Origin of the sequence: Enterobacter cloacae complex sp. SHL012 (assembly GCF_049237505.1) — a bacterium.
GTDB lineage: Bacteria > Pseudomonadota > Gammaproteobacteria > Enterobacterales > Enterobacteriaceae > Enterobacter > Enterobacter kobei.
Genome location: NZ_JBMKIZ010000010.1, coordinates 55,812 through 75,669, shown reverse-complemented (window position 1 = coordinate 75,669; position 19,858 = coordinate 55,812). Strand labels below are relative to the sequence as shown.

Genomic DNA, 19,858 nt, shown 5'->3' with positions numbered 1-19,858 from the left:
CTCTCTTATTTTACTTCCAGTGCCCAGTGCACATAGCTTTGCCACTGGCACTCCTGCTCGATCATCTCTGCGCCGAGCGGGTGATGATCAATCCAGTTTTCCGGCAGCGTCAGCGTCAGCTTCTCATCATCGGCCACCAGATTAATCGCAGGCAGCAAATCATCACGACGACGGCTTGCAAACAGAATCGCCAGACGCAGCAGGCGGCACAGATGCTCGGCCACGCGCGGCGGTACAGCGTTTTGCTGATGAAGAGAGGAGAGATCAACGGCGTTGGTCTGGTTCAGCAGCAGCGTTGCCAGCAGCTTTTTCTGTGCGGGCGTGTAGCCCGGTAAGTCAAGGTTACGCACAAGGTAGGCTGCATGAGCCGGGGCCTGCTTAAAGTCGATACTCAGCCCCACTTCATGCAGAGCACAAGCGCTCAGCAATAAATCGCGGCTCAGAGGGTCAAGATCCCAGACGTTAGCGACCTGATCGGCAAAGCGAGAGGCCAGCTGCGATACGCGGCCAGCCTGATCGATATCAACCAGAAAACGACGCTGCACGTTGCGCAAAGTACGGTTGCGGATGTCCTGATCCACTGAAAGATGCAGCATCCCGTAGACCAGACCTTCGCGCAGCGCGCCGCCGGCAAGGGTCATAAACTGGATGTTCAGCTCGGTGAAAATGGCGATCAGAATGGCGAGCCCGCTCGGGAAGACCAGGGCACGTTCCAGCGTCAGGCCTTCAATTTCCAGCTCTTCCAGGCGTCCGCACTGAATGGCGCGCTGTTTAAGCTGCTGAAGTTTGGCAAGCGTAATGCGCTCGTCCATTCCCTGCGCCATCATGATTTCCTGCAGGGCCTGAACGGTACCTGACGCACCGACACACACTTTCCAGCCGTGGTAGCGCAGTTCGTCCATCACCGGACGTAACACTTCGCGCGCGGCATTTTCTGCCTCGTCGAAATTCTCTTTACCCAGATTGCGGTCAGCGAAGTAACGCTCAAGCCAGGTTACGCAGCCCATCGACAGGCTGAACAGCGAGGTCGCCTGCGCGCCGGTACCGGTCACAAGCTCGGTACTGGCACCGCCGATATCTACCACCAGACGGCGATCGTCCCCGCCTGTCGTATGCGCAACTCCCTGATAGATCAGGCGAGCTTCTTCTTCGCCGCTGATTACCTGAACCGGGCACCCCAGGATTTCCTGCGCTTTGGCAATAAAATCCACGGCGTTAACCGCCAGGCGGAGCGTCGCGGTGGCGACCACGGTGATTTGGGCATGCGGGATATCCTGCAGACGCTCTGCAAAGAGCCGCAGACACTGCCAGCCACGTTCCATGGCTTCGGGAGAGAGAACATTATCGCTGCTCAGGCCCGCCGCGAGGCGGACCTTGCGCTTAATGCGCGTCAGCGTTTGTATGCTCCCTGCCACCTCGCGCACAACCAGCATATGAAAACTATTCGAACCGAGATCGATTGCTGCATAAAGCGAGGTGGAGCTGAGCATATTTTCTTAACCTGAACGACGACGATTACGCGGCGCGCCTGAACGACGCGGGCCATTGCCGGAGCGTGGGCGTGTAAGACGCTTAGGCGGCGGCAGTTCGCTTAACAGCGCTTCGGGATTGTATTTGCTCTGCGGAATCGAGTGACCGATGTACGTCTCAATGGCTGGAAGATTCAGCGCATACTCTTCACACGCAAGGCTGATTGAGTGGCCGCTCGCACCCGCGCGACCGGTACGACCGATACGGTGTACATAGTCTTCGCAGTCATCCGGCAGATCATAGTTAAAGACGTGCGTAACGGCAGGAATGTGCAAGCCACGCGCTGCCACGTCGGTTGCGACCAGAATATCGAGATCGCCACGGGTAAATTCGTCGAGGATACGCAGGCGTTTTTTCTGTGCAACGTCGCCAGTGAGCAGGCCCACACGGTGACCGTCTGCAGCCAGATGGCCCCAGATGTCTTCACAGCGGTGTTTGGTGTTTGCGAAGATAATGGCGCGGTCCGGCCACTCTTCTTCGATCAGCGTTTGCAGCAGACGCATTTTCTCTTCATTAGAAGGATAGAAGAGCTCTTCTTTAATGCGATGACCTGTTTTCTGCTCAGGCTCGACTTCCACGTATTCGGCGTTGTTCATCTGTTCAAACGCCAGTTCACGCACACGGTAAGAGAGGGTGGCAGAGAACAGCATGTTCAGACGCTGATTGGCCGGCGGCATGCGGCGGAACAGCCAGCGGATATCTTTAATGAAGCCCAGATCGTACATACGGTCGGCTTCATCAAGCACCACAACCTGGATTGCGCCGAGGTTGATGTGGTTCTGTTTGGCGTAGTCGATAAGACGGCCAGTGGTACCAATCAGGATATCCACGCCGCTTTCCAGCACTTTCAGCTGCTTATCGTAGCCGTCACCGCCATAGGCCAGGCCAAGCTTCAGACCGGTAGCCTGTGCCAGGGGTTCAGCGTCTGCGTGGATCTGTACCGCCAGTTCTCGCGTCGGGGCCATAATGAGCGCGCGCGGCTGGTTAACTTTGCGGTCTGCAATCGCTGGGTGAGAAAGTAAATAATGAAACGTTGACGTTAAAAACGCCATCGTTTTGCCGGTACCGGTTTGCGCCTGCCCTGCAACATCGCGACCGGCCAGCGTCAGCGGCAGTGCGAGAGCCTGAATGGGCGTGCAGTTATGAAACCCTTTAGTTTCAAGGGCTTCAATCACTTTTGGGTGCAGGGCGAAGTCGGAAAACTTCTGTTCTGTTAAATGTGTTTTGCTCATAGTGTGGTAGAATATCAGCTTACTATTGCTTTACGAAAGCGTATCCGGTGAAATAAAGTCAACCTTTAGTTGGTTAATGCGACATCAACACGTCGTTGGTGTAGACAAAACCAACGTACCAGGCTTATTCCTGTGGAGTTATATATGAGCGATAAAATTATTCACCTGACTGACGATAGTTTTGACACGGACGTACTTAAGGCTGACGGGCTGATCCTCGTCGATTTCTGGGCTGAATGGTGTGGTCCTTGCAAAATGATCGCTCCGATTCTGGATGAAATCGCTGACGAATATCAGGGCAAACTGACCGTTGCCAAACTGAACATCGACCAGAACCCGGGCACCGCACCAAAATACGGTATCCGTGGCATCCCGACCCTGCTGCTGTTCAAAAACGGCGAAGTGGCGGCGACCAAAGTGGGCGCGCTGTCCAAAGGTCAACTGAAAGAGTTCCTGGACGCTAACCTGGCGTAAGGTTTCTCCGCTGTGCGTCCAGAGCACCCGGCTAAATGATGTGGAACTCTGGACGCCCGGCTTAAGTCGTGCTAAGTTAGCTATGACTTCGTTTTAAACATATCTGTTGTTTGAATCTTGTTTTACCCGATACTTCCCCTTGTTGACATCAACAGTGCGTGAAGTGGCTAAATTCCGGGCTTGTCACTCAATCCGTCTTGTCGTTTCAGTTCTGCGTTCTTTCCCTGTGACCAGACAGCGAACAGACATGAGATGATGGCCGCTAAACAGGCATGGATGACCCTGCCATACCATTCACAACATTAAGTTCGAGAATCACCCCGAGTTTAAGAACCCACACCATTATGAATCTTACCGAATTAAAGAATACGCCGGTTTCTGAGCTGATCACTCTCGGCGAAAATATGGGGCTGGAAAACCAGGCTCGTATGCGCAAGCAGGACATCATTTTCGCCATCCTGAAGCAGCATGCTAAGAGTGGCGAAGATATCTTTGGCGACGGTGTGTTGGAGATATTGCAAGACGGATTTGGTTTCCTCCGCTCTGCAGACAGCTCCTACCTCGCCGGCCCTGACGACATCTACGTATCCCCCAGCCAAATCCGCCGTTTCAACCTCCGCACTGGTGACACCATTTCAGGTAAGATTCGTCCTCCTAAAGAGGGTGAACGCTACTTTGCGCTGTTGAAAGTCAATGAAGTTAACTTTGACAAGCCAGAAAACTCACGTAACAAGATCCTCTTTGAGAACTTAACGCCTCTGCACGCGAACTCTCGCCTGCGCATGGAGCGTGGTAATGGTTCAACGGAAGACTTAACCGCGCGTGTTCTGGATCTGGCATCGCCAATTGGTCGCGGCCAACGTGGTCTGATCGTGGCCCCGCCAAAAGCGGGTAAAACGATGCTGCTGCAGAATATCGCGCAGAGCATCGCCTATAACCACCCAGACTGCGTGCTAATGGTACTGCTGATTGACGAACGTCCGGAAGAAGTGACCGAGATGCAGCGTCTGGTTAAAGGTGAAGTGGTTGCTTCTACCTTTGACGAACCCGCCTCTCGTCACGTTCAGGTCGCGGAAATGGTTATCGAGAAGGCGAAACGCCTGGTTGAGCACAAGAAAGACGTGATCATCCTGCTCGACTCCATTACCCGTCTGGCACGTGCTTACAACACCGTGGTTCCGGCTTCCGGTAAAGTACTGACCGGTGGTGTGGACGCCAACGCCCTGCACCGTCCGAAACGCTTCTTCGGTGCGGCACGTAACGTGGAAGAGGGTGGTAGCCTGACCATCATCGCAACGGCGCTGATCGATACCGGCTCCAAAATGGACGAAGTGATTTACGAAGAATTTAAAGGTACAGGTAACATGGAACTGCACCTTTCTCGTAAGATCGCTGAAAAACGCGTCTTCCCGGCAATCGACTACAACCGTTCCGGTACCCGTAAAGAAGAGCTGCTCACTACCCAGGAAGAGCTGCAGAAAATGTGGATCCTGCGCAAAATCATCCATCCAATGGGTGAAATCGACGCAATGGAATTCCTCATTAACAAACTGGCGATGACCAAAACGAACGACGATTTCTTCGATATGATGAAACGCTCGTAACGTAAATAAAGCCTGTAAACGCCACGTTTTTACGTGGCGTTTTTCTTTTATGGATTATACGCTAGTACCATCTACTCCCAATTTTGACCGGTCAGTGCGACAATAAGAACGTTTGCATAGCCAAAGAAATAATTGATTGAAAAATATACAAAGGGAGTTGTAAGAAGCCAGCTTTATTACTTCTGAGGGAGTGGCTTCATGGTTATACTTCCGGGACTAACATTTGTTGAGAGCAATCCATTGTGAATCTACTCACTGCCGTTACTGAGCTGATCAGTATTTTTTTATTCACAACCTGTTTTTTGTTCATCGCGCGCAAGGTGGCAAAACGAATAGGGTTGGTGGATAAGCCCAATTTTCGTAAACGTCATCAGGGACTTATTCCGCTGGTTGGGGGTATCTCTGTTTACGCAGGGATTTGCTTCACGTTTGGCATTGCCGATTATTATATTCCACACGCAGCGCTCTACCTTGCCTGTGCTGGTGTCTTAGTTTTAGTCGGTGCGTTAGACGACCGATTCGATATTGCCGTCAAAATTCGAGCTACCGTTCAGGCGGCTATCGGCGTGATTATGATGGTGGTGGGTGGACTGTATTTACGAAGCCTCGGCTATGTGTTTGGTCCCTGGGAGTTGGTACTTGGGCCATTTGGTTTCTTCCTGACGCTCTTTGCCGTCTGGGCAGCAATCAATGCTTTCAACATGGTGGATGGTATCGACGGTTTGCTGGGTGGCTTGTCGTCAGTATCATTTGCCGCTATCGGTATCATTCTGTGGTTTGATGGCCAGTACAGCCTGTCGATGTGGTGTTTTGCCATGATCGCCGCCATCCTGCCTTATATCCTCTTAAACCTCGGTGCGCTGGGGCGTCGCTACAAAGTCTTTATGGGTGACGCGGGCAGTACGCTGATCGGTTTTACCGTTATCTGGATCCTGCTTGAAACCACGCAGGGGAAAACTCATCCTATAAGCCCGGTAACTGCGCTGTGGATTATTGCTATCCCATTAATGGATATGGTGGCGATTATGTATCGCCGTCTGCGTAAAGGGATGAGTCCGTTCTCACCAGACCGACAGCATATTCATCACCTTATTATGCGTGCCGGTTTTACGTCTCGTCAGGCATTCGTTTTAATCACTCTGGCGGCCGCTATTCTCGCTGCCATCGGGGTGGCAGCGGAATACGCTCATTTCATTCCTGAATGGGTAATGTTGGTATTATTCTTGCTAGCATTCTTCCTGTACGGCTACTGCATTAAGCGCGCATGGAAAGTCGCGCGATTCATTAAACGTCTTAAGCGCAGGATGCGTCGTAACAGTGGCAAAAACACAACATTAACTAAGTAAAACCGGGACTATGATGACTCAACCGTTGGCGGGAGCGAAATCAGTGGTAACTGAGAATGAACTGGATATTCGGGGTTTGTTTCGCGTGTTATGGGCAGGCAAACTTTGGATTGCGGGGATCGCGCTGGGGTTTGCACTGTTGGCGCTGGCCTACACATTCTTTGCAAAACAGGAGTGGAGCGCCACGGCAATCACAGACAGACCAACGGTTAACATGCTCGGGGGGTACTATTCCCAGCAGCAATTCCTGCGAAACCTGGATATTAAAGCCAGTCTCGCGACGCCGGACCAGGCTTCCGTTATGGATGAAGCCTATAAAGAGTTCGTGATGCAACTGGCTTCATGGGATACACGCCGTGATTTCTGGTCTCAGACGGATTACTACAAGCAGCGTCGGGTTGATAACACCAAAGCCGATGCCGCGCTGCTGGACGATCTGATTAACAATATTCAATTTATGCCGGGTGATGCGCTGCGTAACGTCAACGACAGCGTCAAGCTGATTGCAGAAACCGCGCCGGACGCCAACAATCTGTTGCGTCAGTATGTCGCGTTCGCCAGCCAGCGTGCCGCAAGCCATCTTAATGAAGAGCTGAAAGGCGCATGGGCGGCCCGCACAATCCAGATGAAGGCGCAGGTTAAACGCCAGGAGGAAGTGGCAAATGCCATTTTCGCCCGCCGCATACATAACATTGAACAGGCGTTAAAAATTGCGGAGCAGCACAATATTTCCCGCTCTGAGACGGATGTCCCGGCAGATGAACTGCCTGACTCTGAAATGTTCCTGCTTGGTCGCCCAATGCTGCAGTCGCGTCTGGAAAATCTGCAGGCCGTTGGCCCTGATTTTGACCTCGACTACGATCAAAATCGCGCGATGCTGAACACGCTTAATGTCGGTCCCACGATGGACCCACGTTTTCAGACCTATCGTTATTTAAGAACGCCTGAAGAACCTGTAAAACGCGATAGTCCGCGTCGTGCATTCCTGATGATCATGTGGGGGATTGTGGGCGCACTGACGGGCGCTGGCGTGGCGTTAATGCGTCGTCGCACAAACTAAGAACGCCGTCTACGATGAAGGCTATGGCCTTCATCGCCTAATCGAAGAGAATCGATGTGAAAGTACTTACCGTATTTGGCACCAGGCCGGAGGCCATTAAGATGGCACCTCTGGTTCATGCGCTGGCCAGCGATCCTGATATTGAAGCGAAAGTCTGCGTCACGGCCCAGCACCGTGAGATGCTCGACCAGGTCTTAACGCTCTTTTCCATTGTCCCGGATTACGACCTCAATATTATGAAACCGGGACAAGGATTGACGGAAATTACCTGCCGTATTCTGCAAGAGCTTAAACCGATCCTGGAGTCATTCCAGCCCGACGTTGTTCTGGTACATGGCGATACCACGACGACGATGGCAACAAGCCTGGCCGCTTTTTACCAGCGTATTCCCGTCGGCCATGTTGAGGCGGGCCTGCGTACCGGCAACCTTTATTCGCCGTGGCCAGAAGAGGCCAACCGTACGCTTACCGGCCATCTGGCAATGTACCATTTTGCCCCTACCGAGAACTCGCGTCAGAACCTGCTGCGCGAAAATATCGCCGACAACAAAATTTTTGTGACCGGCAATACGGTCATTGATGCGTTGATTTGGGTACGCGATCGCGTCCTGGCAAACAGCGATCTGCAGAAAGCGCTCGCTGCCCGCTATCCATTCCTGAATAACGGCAAAAAAACCATTCTGGTCACAGGCCATCGTCGTGAAAGCTTTGGCCGGGGTTTTGAGCAGATCTGTCACGCGCTGGCTGAAATTGCGGCGCAGAACGTCGATGTACAGATTGTCTATCCGGTCCACCTCAATCCTAACGTCAGCGAGCCGGTCAACCGTATCCTTGGCCATGTTGAAAACGTCCTGCTGATTGAACCGCAGGACTACCTGCCGTTTGTCTGGCTGATGAACCATGCCTGGCTGATCCTCACCGATTCCGGCGGCATTCAGGAGGAAGCACCGTCCCTCGGCAAGCCGGTGCTGGTGATGCGTGAAACGACTGAACGCCCGGAAGCGGTTAAAGCGGGTACCGTGCGTCTGGTCGGTACTGACGCGCAGCTCATCGTCGAAGAGGTGACGCGACTTCTGCATGATGATGACGCATATCAGACAATGAGCCGGGCCCATAATCCGTACGGAGATGGCCAGGCTTGTGGTCGTATTTTGCATGCACTTAAACACAATCGGGTATCGCTATGAGTTTTACTACCATCTCTGTCATTGGTCTTGGCTACATTGGCCTGCCCACCGCGGCGGCGTTTGCCTCTCGTCAGAAACAGGTTGTCGGTGTGGATATCAATGCCCGGGCGGTGGAAACCATTAACCGCGGCGAAATTCATATTGTTGAGCCCGATCTGGACCGCGTGGTGAAAGAGGCCGTTGACGGCGGCTTCCTGCGTGCCAGCACGACGCCAGTGGAAGCGGATGCGTACCTGATCGCCGTCCCGACGCCTTTTAAAGGCGAGCACGAGCCCGATATGATCTACGTCGAGGTGGCAGCGAAATCCATTGCCCCTGTGCTGAAGAAAGGGGCGCTGGTGATCCTGGAATCGACCTCGCCAGTGGGCGCCACCGAGCAGATGGCGCAGTGGCTGGCCGACGCGCGTCCCGATTTAAGCTTCCCGCAACAGGCGGGAGAGCAGGCGGATATCAACATCGCCTACTGTCCGGAGCGAGTGCTGCCGGGCCAGGTCATGGTTGAGCTGATTAAAAACGATCGCGTTATTGGCGGTATGACTCCCGTCTGCTCGGAACGTGCCAGCGCCCTGTACAAAATTTTCCTCGAAGGCGAATGCGTAGTGACCAACTCCCGCACCGCTGAAATGTGCAAGCTGACGGAAAACAGCTTCCGTGACGTGAATATCGCCTTTGCGAATGAGCTGTCGCTGATCTGCGCCGATCAGGGGATTAACGTCTGGGAATTGATTCGCCTGGCGAATCGCCATCCGCGCGTGAACATTCTTCAGCCGGGCCCGGGTGTGGGTGGACACTGTATCGCCGTCGATCCGTGGTTTATCGTGGCGCAGAATCCGGCGCAGGCGCGTCTGATCCGTACCGCGCGCGAAGTGAACGACAGCAAACCTCACTGGGTGCTCAACCAGGTCAAAGCCACAGTAGCCGATTGTCTGGCAGAGAGCGGCAAGCGTGCCAGCGAGCTGAAAATCGCCTGCTTTGGCCTGGCGTTTAAACCCAATATTGACGATTTGCGCGAAAGCCCGGCAATGGAAATTGCCGAGATGATCGCCGGGTGGCACAAGGGCGATACGCTGGTGGTTGAGCCGAATATCCATGAACTGCCGGCTAAACTGGCGGGGCACTGCACGTTGACCACCCTTGATGACGCGCTGGCAACGGCGGATGTGCTGGTGCTGCTGGTGGATCATAAAGAGTTTAAAGCGACGTCTGGTGATACCGTGCATCAACAGTATGTCGTTGATACCAAAGGCGTCTGGCGTTGAGTGAACTCCACGGCGTGCTTGAATCCCTTGAATGGGAAAGCACTTTTTTTGCTCGCCCCTCGGCGATAGTGCGCTTGCGTGAGGATGCGCCTGCTCTGCAGGAAGCTGACTTCAGCGCCTGGCAGCGCGTGCAGGCTAAGATCCCGGCGGACCGCGCCGATTGGCTTGATGCGCTCCAGCAACACGGTTTTCAGCTGGTTGAAGGTGAGGCAGACCTGTCTATTGCCCTTACCCGACACGATGCGTGCGGGGCGGAACTTGCAACGGAACAGGATATCCCTGTATTACGCCAGATGGCGGCTAAGGCATTTGCTCAGAGCCGCTTTCGTGCGCCCTGGTATGCACCTGATGACAGCGGACGCTTCTATGCCCAGTGGATTGAGAATGCGGTCAAAGGCACCTTTGACCACGTCTGTCTGGTATGTCGTGCCGCGGACGGTCAGATCCAGGGATTCGTTTCGCTGCGTAAGCTCAACGAGCGCGAGGCGCGTATTGGCTTATTAGCCGGACGCGGTATGGGGGCAAAACTCATGCAGGCGGCGCTGCACTGGGCGCAGCAGCAGCAGAGTGTGACGCTGCGGGTGGCTACCCAAATGGGCAACACTGCCGCGCTTAAACGTTATATTGCGAGTGGTGCCAACATCGACGCCACCGCCTACTGGTTATACAGGTGACAAGATGATTCCATTTAACGCCCCCCCCGTCGTCGGTACGGAACTCGACTATATGCAGTCTGCCATGGGCAGCGGCAAACTTTGCGGTGATGGCGGTTTCACCCGTCGCTGCCAGCAGTGGATGGAGCAGCGTTTTCGCAGCGCTAAAGTGCTGCTGACCCCGTCCTGTACGGCATCGCTGGAGATGGCGGCACTGCTGCTGGATATCCAGCCTGGCGATGAAGTGATCATGCCGAGCTATACCTTTGTCTCCACGGCAAATGCGTTTGTCCTGCGCGGAGCAAAAATCGTCTTTGTGGATATCCGCCCGGATACCATGAACATTGATGAGACGCTGATTGAAGCTGCGATCACCGACAAAACGCGGGCGATCGTGCCGGTTCACTACGCGGGCGTAGCCTGTGAAATGGACACCATCATGGCGATCGCCAAAAAACATAACCTGTTTGTGGTGGAAGATGCCGCTCAGGGTGTGATGTCCACCTACAAGGGACGCGCGCTGGGCACTATCGGCCATATTGGCTGCTTTAGCTTCCACGAAACGAAAAACTACACGGCGGGTGGAGAAGGTGGCGCGACGCTGATCAACGACCCGGCGCTCGTGGAGCGTGCGGAAGTGATCCGTGAAAAAGGCACCAACCGCAGCCAGTTCTTCCGCGGGCAGGTGGATAAATACACCTGGCGCGATATCGGCTCAAGCTATCTGATGGCGGATCTGCAGGCGGCATATCTGTGGGCACAGCTGGAAGCGGCGGAGCGGATTAACCTCCAGCGCCTGTCCCTGTGGCAAACCTATTACGATGCACTTGAACCGCTGGCAAAAGCCGGGCGTATCGAGCTGCCAACTATCCCGGCTGATTGCGTTCACAATGCCCACATGTTCTACATCAAGCTTCGCGATAACGACGATCGCAGCCAGCTCATCGCCTGGCTGAAAGAAGCCGAAATTATGGCGGTCTTCCACTACATTCCGCTGCATTCGAGCCCGGCAGGCGAGGCGTTCGGGGTGTTCGCCGGTGAAGACCGTTACACTACAAAAGAAAGTGAGCGTTTGCTTCGCTTGCCACTGTTCTACAACCTCGCGCCAGTTAACCAGCGTACGGTGATTAATACCCTTCTGAGTTATTTCGGCTGATATGTCTCTGGCAAAAGCATCGGTGTGGACCGCCGCGTCCACGCTTGTAAAGATTGGCGCCGGACTGCTGGTCGTCAAGCTGCTGGCCGTCTCATTCGGTCCTTCAGGCGTCGGGCTGGCGGGGAACTTCCGCCAGCTGGTGACCGTCCTTGGCGTGCTGGCCGGGGCCGGTATCTTCAACGGTGTGACCAAATACGTTGCTCAGTATCATGATGATGCGGCACAGCTTCGCAGGGTCGTCGGCACCGCGTCGGCGATGGTTACCGGGTTTTCGACCCTGCTGGCTATCGTATTTTTGCTCGCGGCGGCCCCCATCAGTCAGGGATTATTTGGGCACACCCAGTATGAGGGGCTGGTGCGTCTGGTCGCATTGGTTCAGATGGGTATTGCCTGGGCAAACCTGCTGCTGGCATTGATGAAAGGCTTTCGTGATGCTGCCGGGAACGCGCTTGCGTTAATCCTGGGGAGCGTCATCGGCGTGATTGCCTATTACTTCTGCTACCGCCTGGGTGGCTATGAAGGGGCACTGCTCGGGCTGGCGCTGGTTCCGGCGCTGGTTGTCGTTCCTGCCGCGTTTATGCTGATGCGTCGGGGCGTTATCCCTCTGAGCTACCTCAAACCGCAATGGGACAAAGTGCTTGCCAGCCAGTTGGGTAAATTTACCCTGATGGCGCTCATCACTTCCGTCACGCTGCCGGTGGCTTACGTGATGATGCGAAACCTGCTGGCGGCGCATTATAGCTGGGATGAGGTAGGGATCTGGCAGGGCGTAAGCAGTATTTCCGACGCCTACCTACAGTTTATTACGGCTTCCTTTAGCGTTTATTTGCTGCCAACCTTATCGCGTCTGACGTCCAGGCAGGATATTACCCGTGAGATTTTCCGCTCGCTGCGCTTTGTGCTTCCCGCCGTGGCGGCGGCCAGTTTTACCGTCTGGCTATTGCGCGATGTCGCCATCTGGCTGCTTTTCTCAGCGAAGTTTACCGCCATGCGCGATCTGTTTGCCTGGCAACTGGTGGGCGATGTGCTGAAAGTGGGGGCTTACGTTTTCGGCTACCTGGTGATTGCGAAAGCCTCGCTGCGGCTGTATATCCTGGCGGAGATAAGCCAGTTTGGGTTACTGACGGCATTTTCACACTGGCTAATACCTTCGCATGGTGCGCTGGGGGCGGCTCAGGCCTATATGGCAACCTATATCGTTTATTTCGCTGCCTGTTGCGGCGTATTTTTATTGTGGCGTAAACGCGCATGACTGCACTGATTCACATCCTGGGATCGGATATCCCACACCATAACCAGACCGTTTTGCGGTTCTTTAACGATGAACTGGCACCGGGTAACCCTGATGCACGTGAGTTTATGGTTGCAGGTCAGGATAAGGGCCTGAGCGAGGCATTTCCGGCGCTGACTCTTCGCTTCTGGCCGGACAAGGCCGCGCTGGCGAAGGCGGTCATTGCCAAAGCCAAAGCGAATCGCCAGCAACGTTTCTTTTTCCACGGGCAGTTCAATACCGGCCTGTGGCTGGCCCTGCTCAGCGGGGGAATCAAACCTTCCCAGTGCAGCTGGCATATCTGGGGGGCGGATCTCTACGAAGTCTCACGCGGCTGGAAATTCCGCCTTTTCTATCCCCTGCGCCGCATGGCACAGGGCAGGGTGGGCTGCGTTTTTGCCACCCGTGGCGATCTCAACTATTTTGCGAAACAGCATCCGAACGTGCGCGGTGAGCTAATCTATTTCCCAACCCGCATGGATCCGGCGCTAAATACCCTGGCGAATGACACGGTTCGTGAAGGCAAGCTGACGATTCTGGTGGGAAATTCAGGCGACCGCAGTAACGAGCATGTTGCCGCGCTGCGGGCGGTACACCAGCAGTTTGGCGACACGGTGAACGTGGTCGTGCCGATGGGTTATCCGGCCAATAACGACGCCTACATCAACGAGGTTCGCCAGCAGGGTCTTACGCTTTTTAGCCCTGAGAATCTTCAAATCCTCAGTGAAAAGCTGGCGTTTGATGAATACCTTACGCTGCTAAGAAAATGCGATCTCGGCTATTTTATCTTTGCGCGTCAGCAGGGGATAGGTACGTTGTGTCTGCTGATCCAGGCGGGGGTGCCGTGCGTGCTCAACCGTGACAACCCATTCTGGCAGGATATGGTTGAACAGCATATTCCGGTGCTGTTTACCTCCGATACGCTGAATGTCGAGGTGGTTCGGGAAGCACAACGTCAGCTCACGCTGGTGGATAAAAACAGTATCGACTTTTTCAGCCCGAACTATCTCACGCCGTGGCACCGTGCGCTGCGTATCGCGTCAGGAGAGAAAGCATGAGTCAGTTGCAATTCAGCGGCTTACTGGTTGTCTGGCTTCTGAGCACGCTGTTTATCGCCACCCTCACCTGGTTTGAATTCCGCCGGGTGCGCTTCAACTTTAACGTATTCTTCTCGTTACTGTTTCTGCTGACCTTCTTTTTCGGCTTTCCGCTGACCAGCATTCTGGTTTTCCGGTTTGACGTGAGCGTCGCGCCGCCGGAAATCTTGCTCCAGGCGCTTCTGGCGGCGACCTGTTTCTATGCGGTTTACTACGTCACCTACAAAACGCGGCTGCGTTCAGCCAGGGCCACTGCATCACGCCGGGCGCTCTTTACCATGAATCGGGTGGAGACCCACCTGACATGGGTGATATTGATGGCTATCGCCCTGGTCAGTGTCGGGATCTTCTTTATGCATAACGGCTTCCTGCTGTTTAAGCTCAACTCCTACAGCCAGATTTTTTCGGCTGAAGTTTCGGGCGTGGCGTTAAAGCGATTCTTCTACTTCTTTATCCCGGCGATGCTGGTGATTTTCTTCCTGCGACAGGACAGTAAAGCGTGGCTGTTCTTCCTGGTCAGTACCGTCGCGTTCGGTATCCTGACCTACATGATTGTGGGCGGTACGCGCGCCAATATCATCATTGCTTTCGCTATCTTCTTGTTTATTGGCATCATCCGCGGCTGGATCTCGCTGTGGATGCTGGTGGCGGCAGGGGTGTTTGGCATTGTGGGGATGTTCTGGCTGGCGCTGAAGCGCTACGGGATGAACGTGGCGGGCGATGAGGCGTTTTACACGTTCCTCTACCTGACGCGCGATACCTTCTCGCCGTGGGAAAACCTGGCCTTGCTGCTGCAAAACTACGACAAGATTGATTTCCAGGGGCTTGCGCCGATTGTTCGCGACTTCTATGTCTTTATCCCGAGCTGGCTATGGCCGGAGCGCCCTGGCGTGGTGCTCAATACCGCGAACTATTTTACCTGGGAAGTGTTGAACAATCATTCGGGTCTGGCGATCTCGCCAACGCTGATCGGCTCCCTGGTGGTGATGGGCGGCGGCTGGTTTATCCTGCCTGGTGCGGTTGTCGTAGGGCTGATTATTAAATGGTTCGACTGGCTTTACCTGCGCGGTATTGAAGAGACGAACCGCTACAAAGCGGCCATTTTGCACAGTTTCTGCTTTGGTGCCATTTTCAATATGATCGTACTGGCGCGCGAAGGCCTGGATTCATTCGTTTCGCGCGTGGTGTTCTTCATGGTCGTTTTCGGCATCAGCCTGTTACTGGCCAAATTGCTGTACTGGCTGTTTGACAGTGCAGGGCTTGTGCACAAGCGCGGGCAACAGGGCAGCACAACGCTGTCGCAAGTTTAAGAAAGGATAGTCATGACGGATAAAACTTCTGCACCGCGTTATGCGCTTCGTGGTTTGCAGCTTATTGGCTGGCGCGATATGCAGCACGCGCTGGATTTTCTTTTTGCCGATGGTCAGATGAAATCCGGTACGCTGGTTGCCATCAATGCAGAAAAGATGCTGGCGGTGGAAGATAACGCCGAAGTCAAAAGCCTGATTGAAGCGGCTGAATTTAAATACGCGGACGGGATTAGCGTGGTCCGATCTATCCGTAAAAAGTTTCCTGGCGCTAATGTTTCCCGCGTGGCGGGGGCCGATCTCTGGGAGCATCTTATGGCCCGCGCGGGCGCGGAGGGGACGCCAGTCTTCCTGATTGGCGGTAAGCCCGAAGTGCTGGCACAGACCGAAGAGAAGCTGCGTCGTCAGTGGAATGTTAATATTGTCGGCAGTCAGGATGGTTACTTTAAGCCTGAAGATCGGCAGGCCTTGTTTGCACGCGTTCGCGACAGCGGGGCAAAAATTGTCACCGTGGCGATGGGTTCCCCGCGCCAGGAAATCCTGATGCGCGACTGTCGGCTGGTCAGCCCGGATGCCCTGTATATGGGCGTAGGAGGCACCTACGACGTCTTTACCGGCCACGTTAAGCGTGCACCGACGGTCTGGCAAAATATGGGGCTGGAATGGCTCTACCGCCTGCTTTCACAACCCACACGCATTAAACGACAGATTCGTCTGCTTCGCTACCTCGCCTGGCACTACACCGGGAAAATGTAATCAAAATGTAGCGCGATATGCTGTTCGCGCTGCAACTCGCCTGCAAAACTGCTGATAATTTGTGCAATGCATTCATTTTTTTTATGCATCGTTTGCCATTTGGTCGATTTTAAGAAACCATTCGCTCCGTATTTTAGTCCCCCTAAAAAACAATACCCGGTATTAAGCCGGGAAACAGCAAACACAATCGAGGATCTATGGCAGAGAAACAACCGGAGCTACAGCGTGGGCTGGAAGCTCGTCATATCGAACTGATCGCGCTGGGCGGCACTATCGGCGTGGGCCTGTTTATGGGCTCCGCAAGCACCCTTAAATGGGCAGGCCCTTCCGTATTACTGGCGTATATCATCGCCGGGTTGTTTGTTTTCTTCATCATGCGCTCAATGGGCGAAATGCTCTTTCTGGAACCCGTAACCGGATCTTTTGCCGTTTACGCGCACCGTTATATGAGCCCGTTCTTCGGCTACCTGACAGCCTGGTCCTACTGGTTTATGTGGATGGCGGTGGGCATCTCTGAAATCACCGCGATAGGGGTCTATGTCCAGTTCTGGTTCCCGGACATGGTCCAGTGGATACCGGCGCTGATTGCCGTGGGGCTGGTGGCGCTGGCAAACCTGGCCGCGGTGCGCCTGTACGGTGAAATCGAGTTCTGGTTTGCGATGATCAAAGTGACCACCATCATCGTGATGATTGTGATTGGTCTGGGCGTGATTTTCTTTGGCTTTGGCAACGGTGGGCACGCCATCGGCTTTGGCAACCTGACTGAACACGGCGGCTTCTTCGCTGGCGGCTGGAAGGGCTTCCTGACAGCGCTGTGTATCGTGGTGGCTTCATATCAGGGTGTGGAGCTGATCGGTATTACTGCCGGTGAAGCGAAAAACCCGCAGGTCACGCTGCGCAGCGCGGTGGGCAAAGTGCTGTGGCGCATCCTGATTTTCTATGTGGGCGCGATCTTCGTTATCGTGACCATCTTCCCGTGGAATGAAATTGGCACGACCGGAAGCCCGTTCGTTTTAACCTTTGCGAAGATTGGTATTACCGCAGCAGCAGGCATCATCAACTTTGTGGTTTTGACGGCGGCACTCTCTGGCTGTAACAGCGGGATGTACAGCTGTGGCCGTATGCTCTACGCGCTCTCGAAAAATAACCAGCTACCTGCGGCGATGAGTAAAGTATCACGGGCGGGTGTGCCGGTTGCGGGGGTCGCGGTATCCATTGTGATTCTGCTGATTGGCTCATGCCTGAATTACATCATTCCTAATCCGCAGCGTGTGTTTGTTTACGTCTACAGTGCCAGCGTGCTGCCGGGTATGGTGCCGTGGTTTGTCATTCTCATCAGCCAGCTGCGTTTCCGTCATGCACATAAAAAAGCGATCGCCAGCCATCCGTTCCGCTCGATCCTGTTCCCGTATGCGAACTATTTAACGATGGCGTTCCTGATTTGCGTATTAATTGGAATGTACTTTAATGAAGATACCCGCATGTCGCTGTTTGTCGGGCTAATCTTCCTGGCGGCAGTGACGGCCGCGTATAAGCTTTTTGGCCTGGGTCGCCGCGGCACCACGCACAAAGTGGAGGAATAAGCGGCAAAATGTGCAAACCATAACCAAACGCGCATTTTTTTCAAAAAAGCACTAGACAGCGGGGACGGAGGTACGTAATATCCAGCCCCGCAACGGCGCTAAGCGCCCGTAGCTCAGCTGGATAGAGCGCTGCCCTCCGGAGGCAGAGGTCTCAGGTTCGAATCCTGTCGGGCGCGCCATTTTAGTCCCGGCGCTAGAGCTGCGGTGGTCTGAGAAGTAGTCAGTACCGCGTGAAAGAATACAGTGGTGGCTATAGCTCAGTTGGTAGAGCCCTGGATTGTGATTCCAGTTGTCGTGGGTTCGAATCCCATTAGCCACCCCATTATTGAAAGAGTTGTGAATTGCGAAGGTGGCGGAATTGGTAGACGCGCTAGCTTCAGGTGTTAGTGTCCTTAGGATGTGGGGGTTCGAGTCCCCCCCCTCGCACCACGACTTTTTAAATGAATTGAACTAAAAATTCAAAAAGCAGTACATCGGCGAGTAGCGCAGCTTGGTAGCGCAACTGGTTTGGGACCAGTGGGTCGGAGGTTCGAATCCTCTCTCGCCGACCAATTTTGAACCCCGCTTCGGCGGGGTTTTTTGTTTTCTGTGATGTTTCTTTCCTGTAGTGATTCCCCGACAGCGCCCTTTTTCAGTGTCGCGATTCAGCGACATGTAATCCGTTGAAAGTATTAGAAATATTTATTTAGGGGCTTTACTGTCTCTTTCTGACGACATATTTCTGCATTTAGCGATACGTTATGAAGCTTCAGACAGTGCTTAACAGCATAATTTCCTTTTATCTTAAAATGTTGCGTCATGTAAACGTTTTGCGTGTAACTCTGGCACGTTACGTGCAATAATATACGTGTAGATGCTCATTCCATCTCTTATGTTCGCCTTAGTGCCTCATAAACTCAGGAATGACGCAGAGCCATTTACGGTGCTTATCGTCCACTGACAGATGTCGCTTCGGCCTCATCAGACACCATGGACATAACGTTGAGTGAAGCACCAAATATGTTGTCTTACAGACCTGTTTTAACGCCTGCTTTTATAGCAGGCGTTTTTTTATGCCTTATTCCTGATAAAAGCGCATGATGAGAGCAACTATCAGCAGAGCCGCTGACGAAACCATATATAGCGCCTGTACTGAGCCAACCCCGGAAGCCACCACAGCTGCAATGCCAGTGAAAAGTGAGGCGCTGAGCGTTTGCCAGCGCCAGGCTTTACCGCTGGCAACAGCGATTTGCCTGGCCTGAAAATGGCTGAGCATGCCAAACGTACCCGCTGCAAAAAGCACGTTTGAGGCCAGATGTGCGACAAAGATCATCCCAGGCGCATAACCTGCCCAGTTGGCCATAAACGGCAGCATTCCATAAGCGGCCAGAAAGATGCCAAGGCAAAGTAATAATCGCGGCGTACGAGCCGCAAAACGCGCCAGACTGTCTCTTTTAAGCAGCAAAGGGCCGCAAAGCTGCCCCATGCTCCTCGCAAAAAGCAGGGGCAGAGCAAGGCCAGCCGCATCCTGAGGGCGTAGCTGCTGGGCCAGTGCCGGAAGAAGTGCCATAGCGGGTGACCCGACAGCGGCCAGCGCAGGCAAAATGAGCAAGCTGCGTTTCTGCCGAACGGTCAATGTCTGCCAGCGCAATTTCGTAGAAACCCCCTTTTCTTCAGGGGCGGCGTGTGGAGCTGGTGAAAACAGGCGTTCCGCCAGCCATAACATGACCAGCGACCCGAGGAAACTGATGGCATCAATGGTCAGCAAGGCGAGCACGGGCATCTTCTGAAAAAGCACCACGCCCAGCCCGGTACCTAATAGCACCTGAGACGCAAAAATAACATTTTCCAGACAGGTGGCGGCAGGCAGTTCCGTTTCGCTGAGGCCGCGCTTGAAGAGCAACGTCAGGGCGGGCCAGCTCATCCCGCTGAGTAGCGCTTCGGTGGATTGCACGGCGAGTAACGCGACAACGCTATGATAACCCACGCCAAGCAGGGGAAAGAGCAGGGCAAGTAAGCCGAGTCCTTCGGTCAATATCAGCAGGGATATCGGAGAATAGCGCGAGCATAGCCTTTCACCGAGCATGCTGCCGAAAAACCCTGGTACCGTGGCGAAAAGAAAGGCGAGGGTAAGCAGGGCTGGCGGGGCTGACCACGCTAACAGCAGCCCGAAGACTACAACCTGGGTTAACCCATTTCCCAGTGAAGAGAAGATAAAAGCACAGGCAAGCAGGCGCAGCCAGCGATGGCAGCGCAGCGCTACAATAAGCGCATACAAAAGCGAGTTCATGACGATTTCCTTTCAGAAACGATTTAGTCCACGCGCAATTCGCGCATGTGCGAAAAAAAGTTAATGAAAAGGCAT

General features: G+C 54.0%; 16 protein-coding genes and 4 tRNA genes. 17 read left to right on the top strand and 3 right to left on the bottom strand.

Going from position 1 to position 19,858, the window contains the following annotated elements:
* Positions 1–5: 5 nt before the first annotated feature.
* Both gppA and rhlB read right to left on the bottom strand, forming a co-directional pair.
* A complete protein-coding gene (gene gppA, locus ACOTY9_RS21220) occupies positions 6–1,490 on the bottom strand; it encodes a guanosine-5'-triphosphate,3'-diphosphate diphosphatase (RefSeq protein ID WP_348566098.1) in 1,485 nt (494 codons plus the stop codon).
* Positions 1,491–1,496: 6 nt separating this feature from the next.
* The gene (gene rhlB, locus ACOTY9_RS21215; RefSeq protein WP_014885670.1) at positions 1,497–2,762 is read right to left on the bottom strand and encodes an ATP-dependent RNA helicase RhlB; all 1,266 of its coding nucleotides are present in this window, start codon (positions 2,760–2,762) and stop codon (positions 1,497–1,499) included.
* Between the two features lie 144 nt (positions 2,763–2,906).
* Here rhlB and trxA point away from each other — a divergent pair, with 144 nt between their 5' ends.
* The 17 genes from trxA to ACOTY9_RS21130 all read left to right on the top strand — a co-directional run bounded on the left by trxA (position 2,907) and on the right by ACOTY9_RS21130 (position 18,065).
* Complete coding sequence (trxA, locus tag ACOTY9_RS21210) at positions 2,907–3,236, top strand: thioredoxin TrxA (protein ID WP_006179218.1); 330 nt, start codon at positions 2,907–2,909, stop codon at positions 3,234–3,236.
* A 344-nt stretch (positions 3,237–3,580) separates the two neighbouring features.
* Positions 3,581–4,840 (top strand): transcription termination factor Rho, encoded by a 1,260-nt coding sequence (gene rho, locus ACOTY9_RS21205; protein ID WP_008501566.1) that lies wholly within the window; start codon positions 3,581–3,583, stop codon positions 4,838–4,840.
* A 242-nt stretch (positions 4,841–5,082) separates the two neighbouring features.
* Entirely contained in the window at positions 5,083–6,186 is a 1,104-nt protein-coding gene (gene wecA / locus ACOTY9_RS21200; RefSeq protein ID WP_032635152.1) for a UDP-N-acetylglucosamine--undecaprenyl-phosphate N-acetylglucosaminephosphotransferase, read from the top strand.
* A gap of 13 nt (positions 6,187–6,199) precedes the next feature.
* Complete coding sequence (gene wzzE / locus ACOTY9_RS21195; protein ID WP_032635150.1) at positions 6,200–7,246, top strand: ECA polysaccharide chain length modulation protein; 1,047 nt, start codon at positions 6,200–6,202, stop codon at positions 7,244–7,246.
* A gap of 56 nt (positions 7,247–7,302) precedes the next feature.
* Positions 7,303–8,433 carry a non-hydrolyzing UDP-N-acetylglucosamine 2-epimerase gene (gene wecB / locus ACOTY9_RS21190; RefSeq protein WP_063434588.1) on the top strand — a complete coding sequence of 377 codons (1,131 nt, stop codon included), beginning with the start codon at positions 7,303–7,305 and terminating at the stop codon, positions 8,431–8,433.
* The gene (wecC, locus tag ACOTY9_RS21185) at positions 8,430–9,692 is read left to right on the top strand and encodes a UDP-N-acetyl-D-mannosamine dehydrogenase (protein ID WP_421637399.1); all 1,263 of its coding nucleotides are present in this window, start codon (positions 8,430–8,432) and stop codon (positions 9,690–9,692) included. The genes wecB and wecC overlap by 4 nt, the downstream gene beginning before the upstream one ends.
* The gene (rffC, locus tag ACOTY9_RS21180) at positions 9,689–10,366 is read left to right on the top strand and encodes a dTDP-4-amino-4,6-dideoxy-D-galactose acyltransferase (protein WP_032635146.1); all 678 of its coding nucleotides are present in this window, start codon (positions 9,689–9,691) and stop codon (positions 10,364–10,366) included. The genes wecC and rffC overlap by 4 nt, the downstream gene beginning before the upstream one ends.
* Positions 10,367–10,370: 4 nt before the next feature.
* Positions 10,371–11,501 carry a dTDP-4-amino-4,6-dideoxygalactose transaminase gene (gene rffA / locus ACOTY9_RS21175; RefSeq protein WP_048995847.1) on the top strand — a complete coding sequence of 377 codons (1,131 nt, stop codon included), beginning with the start codon at positions 10,371–10,373 and terminating at the stop codon, positions 11,499–11,501.
* Between the two features lies 1 nt (position 11,502).
* The gene (gene wzxE / locus ACOTY9_RS21170) at positions 11,503–12,753 is read left to right on the top strand and encodes a lipid III flippase WzxE (RefSeq protein WP_014885663.1); all 1,251 of its coding nucleotides are present in this window, start codon (positions 11,503–11,505) and stop codon (positions 12,751–12,753) included.
* Entirely contained in the window at positions 12,750–13,829 is a 1,080-nt protein-coding gene (locus tag ACOTY9_RS21165; RefSeq protein WP_063943803.1) for a TDP-N-acetylfucosamine:lipid II N-acetylfucosaminyltransferase, read from the top strand. The genes wzxE and ACOTY9_RS21165 overlap by 4 nt, the downstream gene beginning before the upstream one ends.
* Positions 13,826–15,178 (top strand): ECA oligosaccharide polymerase, encoded by a 1,353-nt coding sequence (gene wzyE, locus ACOTY9_RS21160; RefSeq protein ID WP_014885661.1) that lies wholly within the window; start codon positions 13,826–13,828, stop codon positions 15,176–15,178. The genes ACOTY9_RS21165 and wzyE overlap by 4 nt, the downstream gene beginning before the upstream one ends.
* A 12-nt stretch (positions 15,179–15,190) precedes the next feature.
* Positions 15,191–15,931 (top strand): lipopolysaccharide N-acetylmannosaminouronosyltransferase, encoded by a 741-nt coding sequence (gene wecG, locus ACOTY9_RS21155; RefSeq protein ID WP_023331579.1) that lies wholly within the window; start codon positions 15,191–15,193, stop codon positions 15,929–15,931.
* 197 nt (positions 15,932–16,128) lie between these two features.
* Positions 16,129–17,514, top strand: coding sequence for a bifunctional threonine/serine APC transporter ThrP (gene thrP / locus ACOTY9_RS21150; protein ID WP_023331578.1), 1,386 nt, complete (start codon positions 16,129–16,131; stop codon positions 17,512–17,514).
* A 102-nt stretch (positions 17,515–17,616) separates the two neighbouring features.
* Positions 17,617–17,693 (top strand) — tRNA-Arg (locus ACOTY9_RS21145).
* A gap of 67 nt (positions 17,694–17,760) precedes the next feature.
* Positions 17,761–17,836: transfer RNA gene (locus ACOTY9_RS21140), tRNA-His, on the top strand.
* A gap of 21 nt (positions 17,837–17,857) precedes the next feature.
* Positions 17,858–17,943, top strand: a tRNA-Leu gene (locus tag ACOTY9_RS21135).
* Positions 17,944–17,988: 45 nt separating this feature from the next.
* Positions 17,989–18,065 (top strand) — tRNA-Pro (locus ACOTY9_RS21130).
* A gap of 506 nt (positions 18,066–18,571) precedes the next feature.
* Here the strand turns inward: ACOTY9_RS21130 and ACOTY9_RS21125 are convergent.
* A complete protein-coding gene (locus ACOTY9_RS21125) occupies positions 18,572–19,783 on the bottom strand; it encodes a hypothetical protein (protein WP_023331577.1) in 1,212 nt (403 codons plus the stop codon).
* Positions 19,784–19,858 lie beyond the last annotated feature (75 nt).

Excerpts from the sequence above, each read along its gene's own strand:
- trxA (WP_006179218.1), top strand. The coding sequence starts at position 2,907 with ATGAGCGATAAAATTATTCACCTGACTGACGATAGTTTTGACACGGAC.
- wecG (WP_023331579.1), top strand. The coding sequence starts at position 15,191 with ATGACGGATAAAACTTCTGCACCGCGTTATGCGCTTCGTGGTTTGCAG.
- rho (WP_008501566.1), top strand. The coding sequence starts at position 3,581 with ATGAATCTTACCGAATTAAAGAATACGCCGGTTTCTGAGCTGATCACT.
- rhlB (WP_014885670.1), bottom strand. The coding sequence starts at position 2,762 with ATGAGCAAAACACATTTAACAGAACAGAAGTTTTCCGACTTCGCCCTG.
- rffA (WP_048995847.1), top strand. The coding sequence starts at position 10,371 with ATGATTCCATTTAACGCCCCCCCCGTCGTCGGTACGGAACTCGACTAT.
- gppA (WP_348566098.1), bottom strand. The coding sequence starts at position 1,490 with ATGCTCAGCTCCACCTCGCTTTATGCAGCAATCGATCTCGGTTCGAAT.
- ACOTY9_RS21165 (WP_063943803.1), top strand. The coding sequence starts at position 12,750 with ATGACTGCACTGATTCACATCCTGGGATCGGATATCCCACACCATAAC.
- wzxE (WP_014885663.1), top strand. The coding sequence starts at position 11,503 with ATGTCTCTGGCAAAAGCATCGGTGTGGACCGCCGCGTCCACGCTTGTA.
- thrP (WP_023331578.1), top strand. The coding sequence starts at position 16,129 with ATGGCAGAGAAACAACCGGAGCTACAGCGTGGGCTGGAAGCTCGTCAT.
- wecC (WP_421637399.1), top strand. The coding sequence starts at position 8,430 with ATGAGTTTTACTACCATCTCTGTCATTGGTCTTGGCTACATTGGCCTG.
- wzzE (WP_032635150.1), top strand. The coding sequence starts at position 6,200 with ATGACTCAACCGTTGGCGGGAGCGAAATCAGTGGTAACTGAGAATGAA.
- ACOTY9_RS21125 (WP_023331577.1), bottom strand. The coding sequence starts at position 19,783 with ATGAACTCGCTTTTGTATGCGCTTATTGTAGCGCTGCGCTGCCATCGC.
- wzyE (WP_014885661.1), top strand. The coding sequence starts at position 13,826 with ATGAGTCAGTTGCAATTCAGCGGCTTACTGGTTGTCTGGCTTCTGAGC.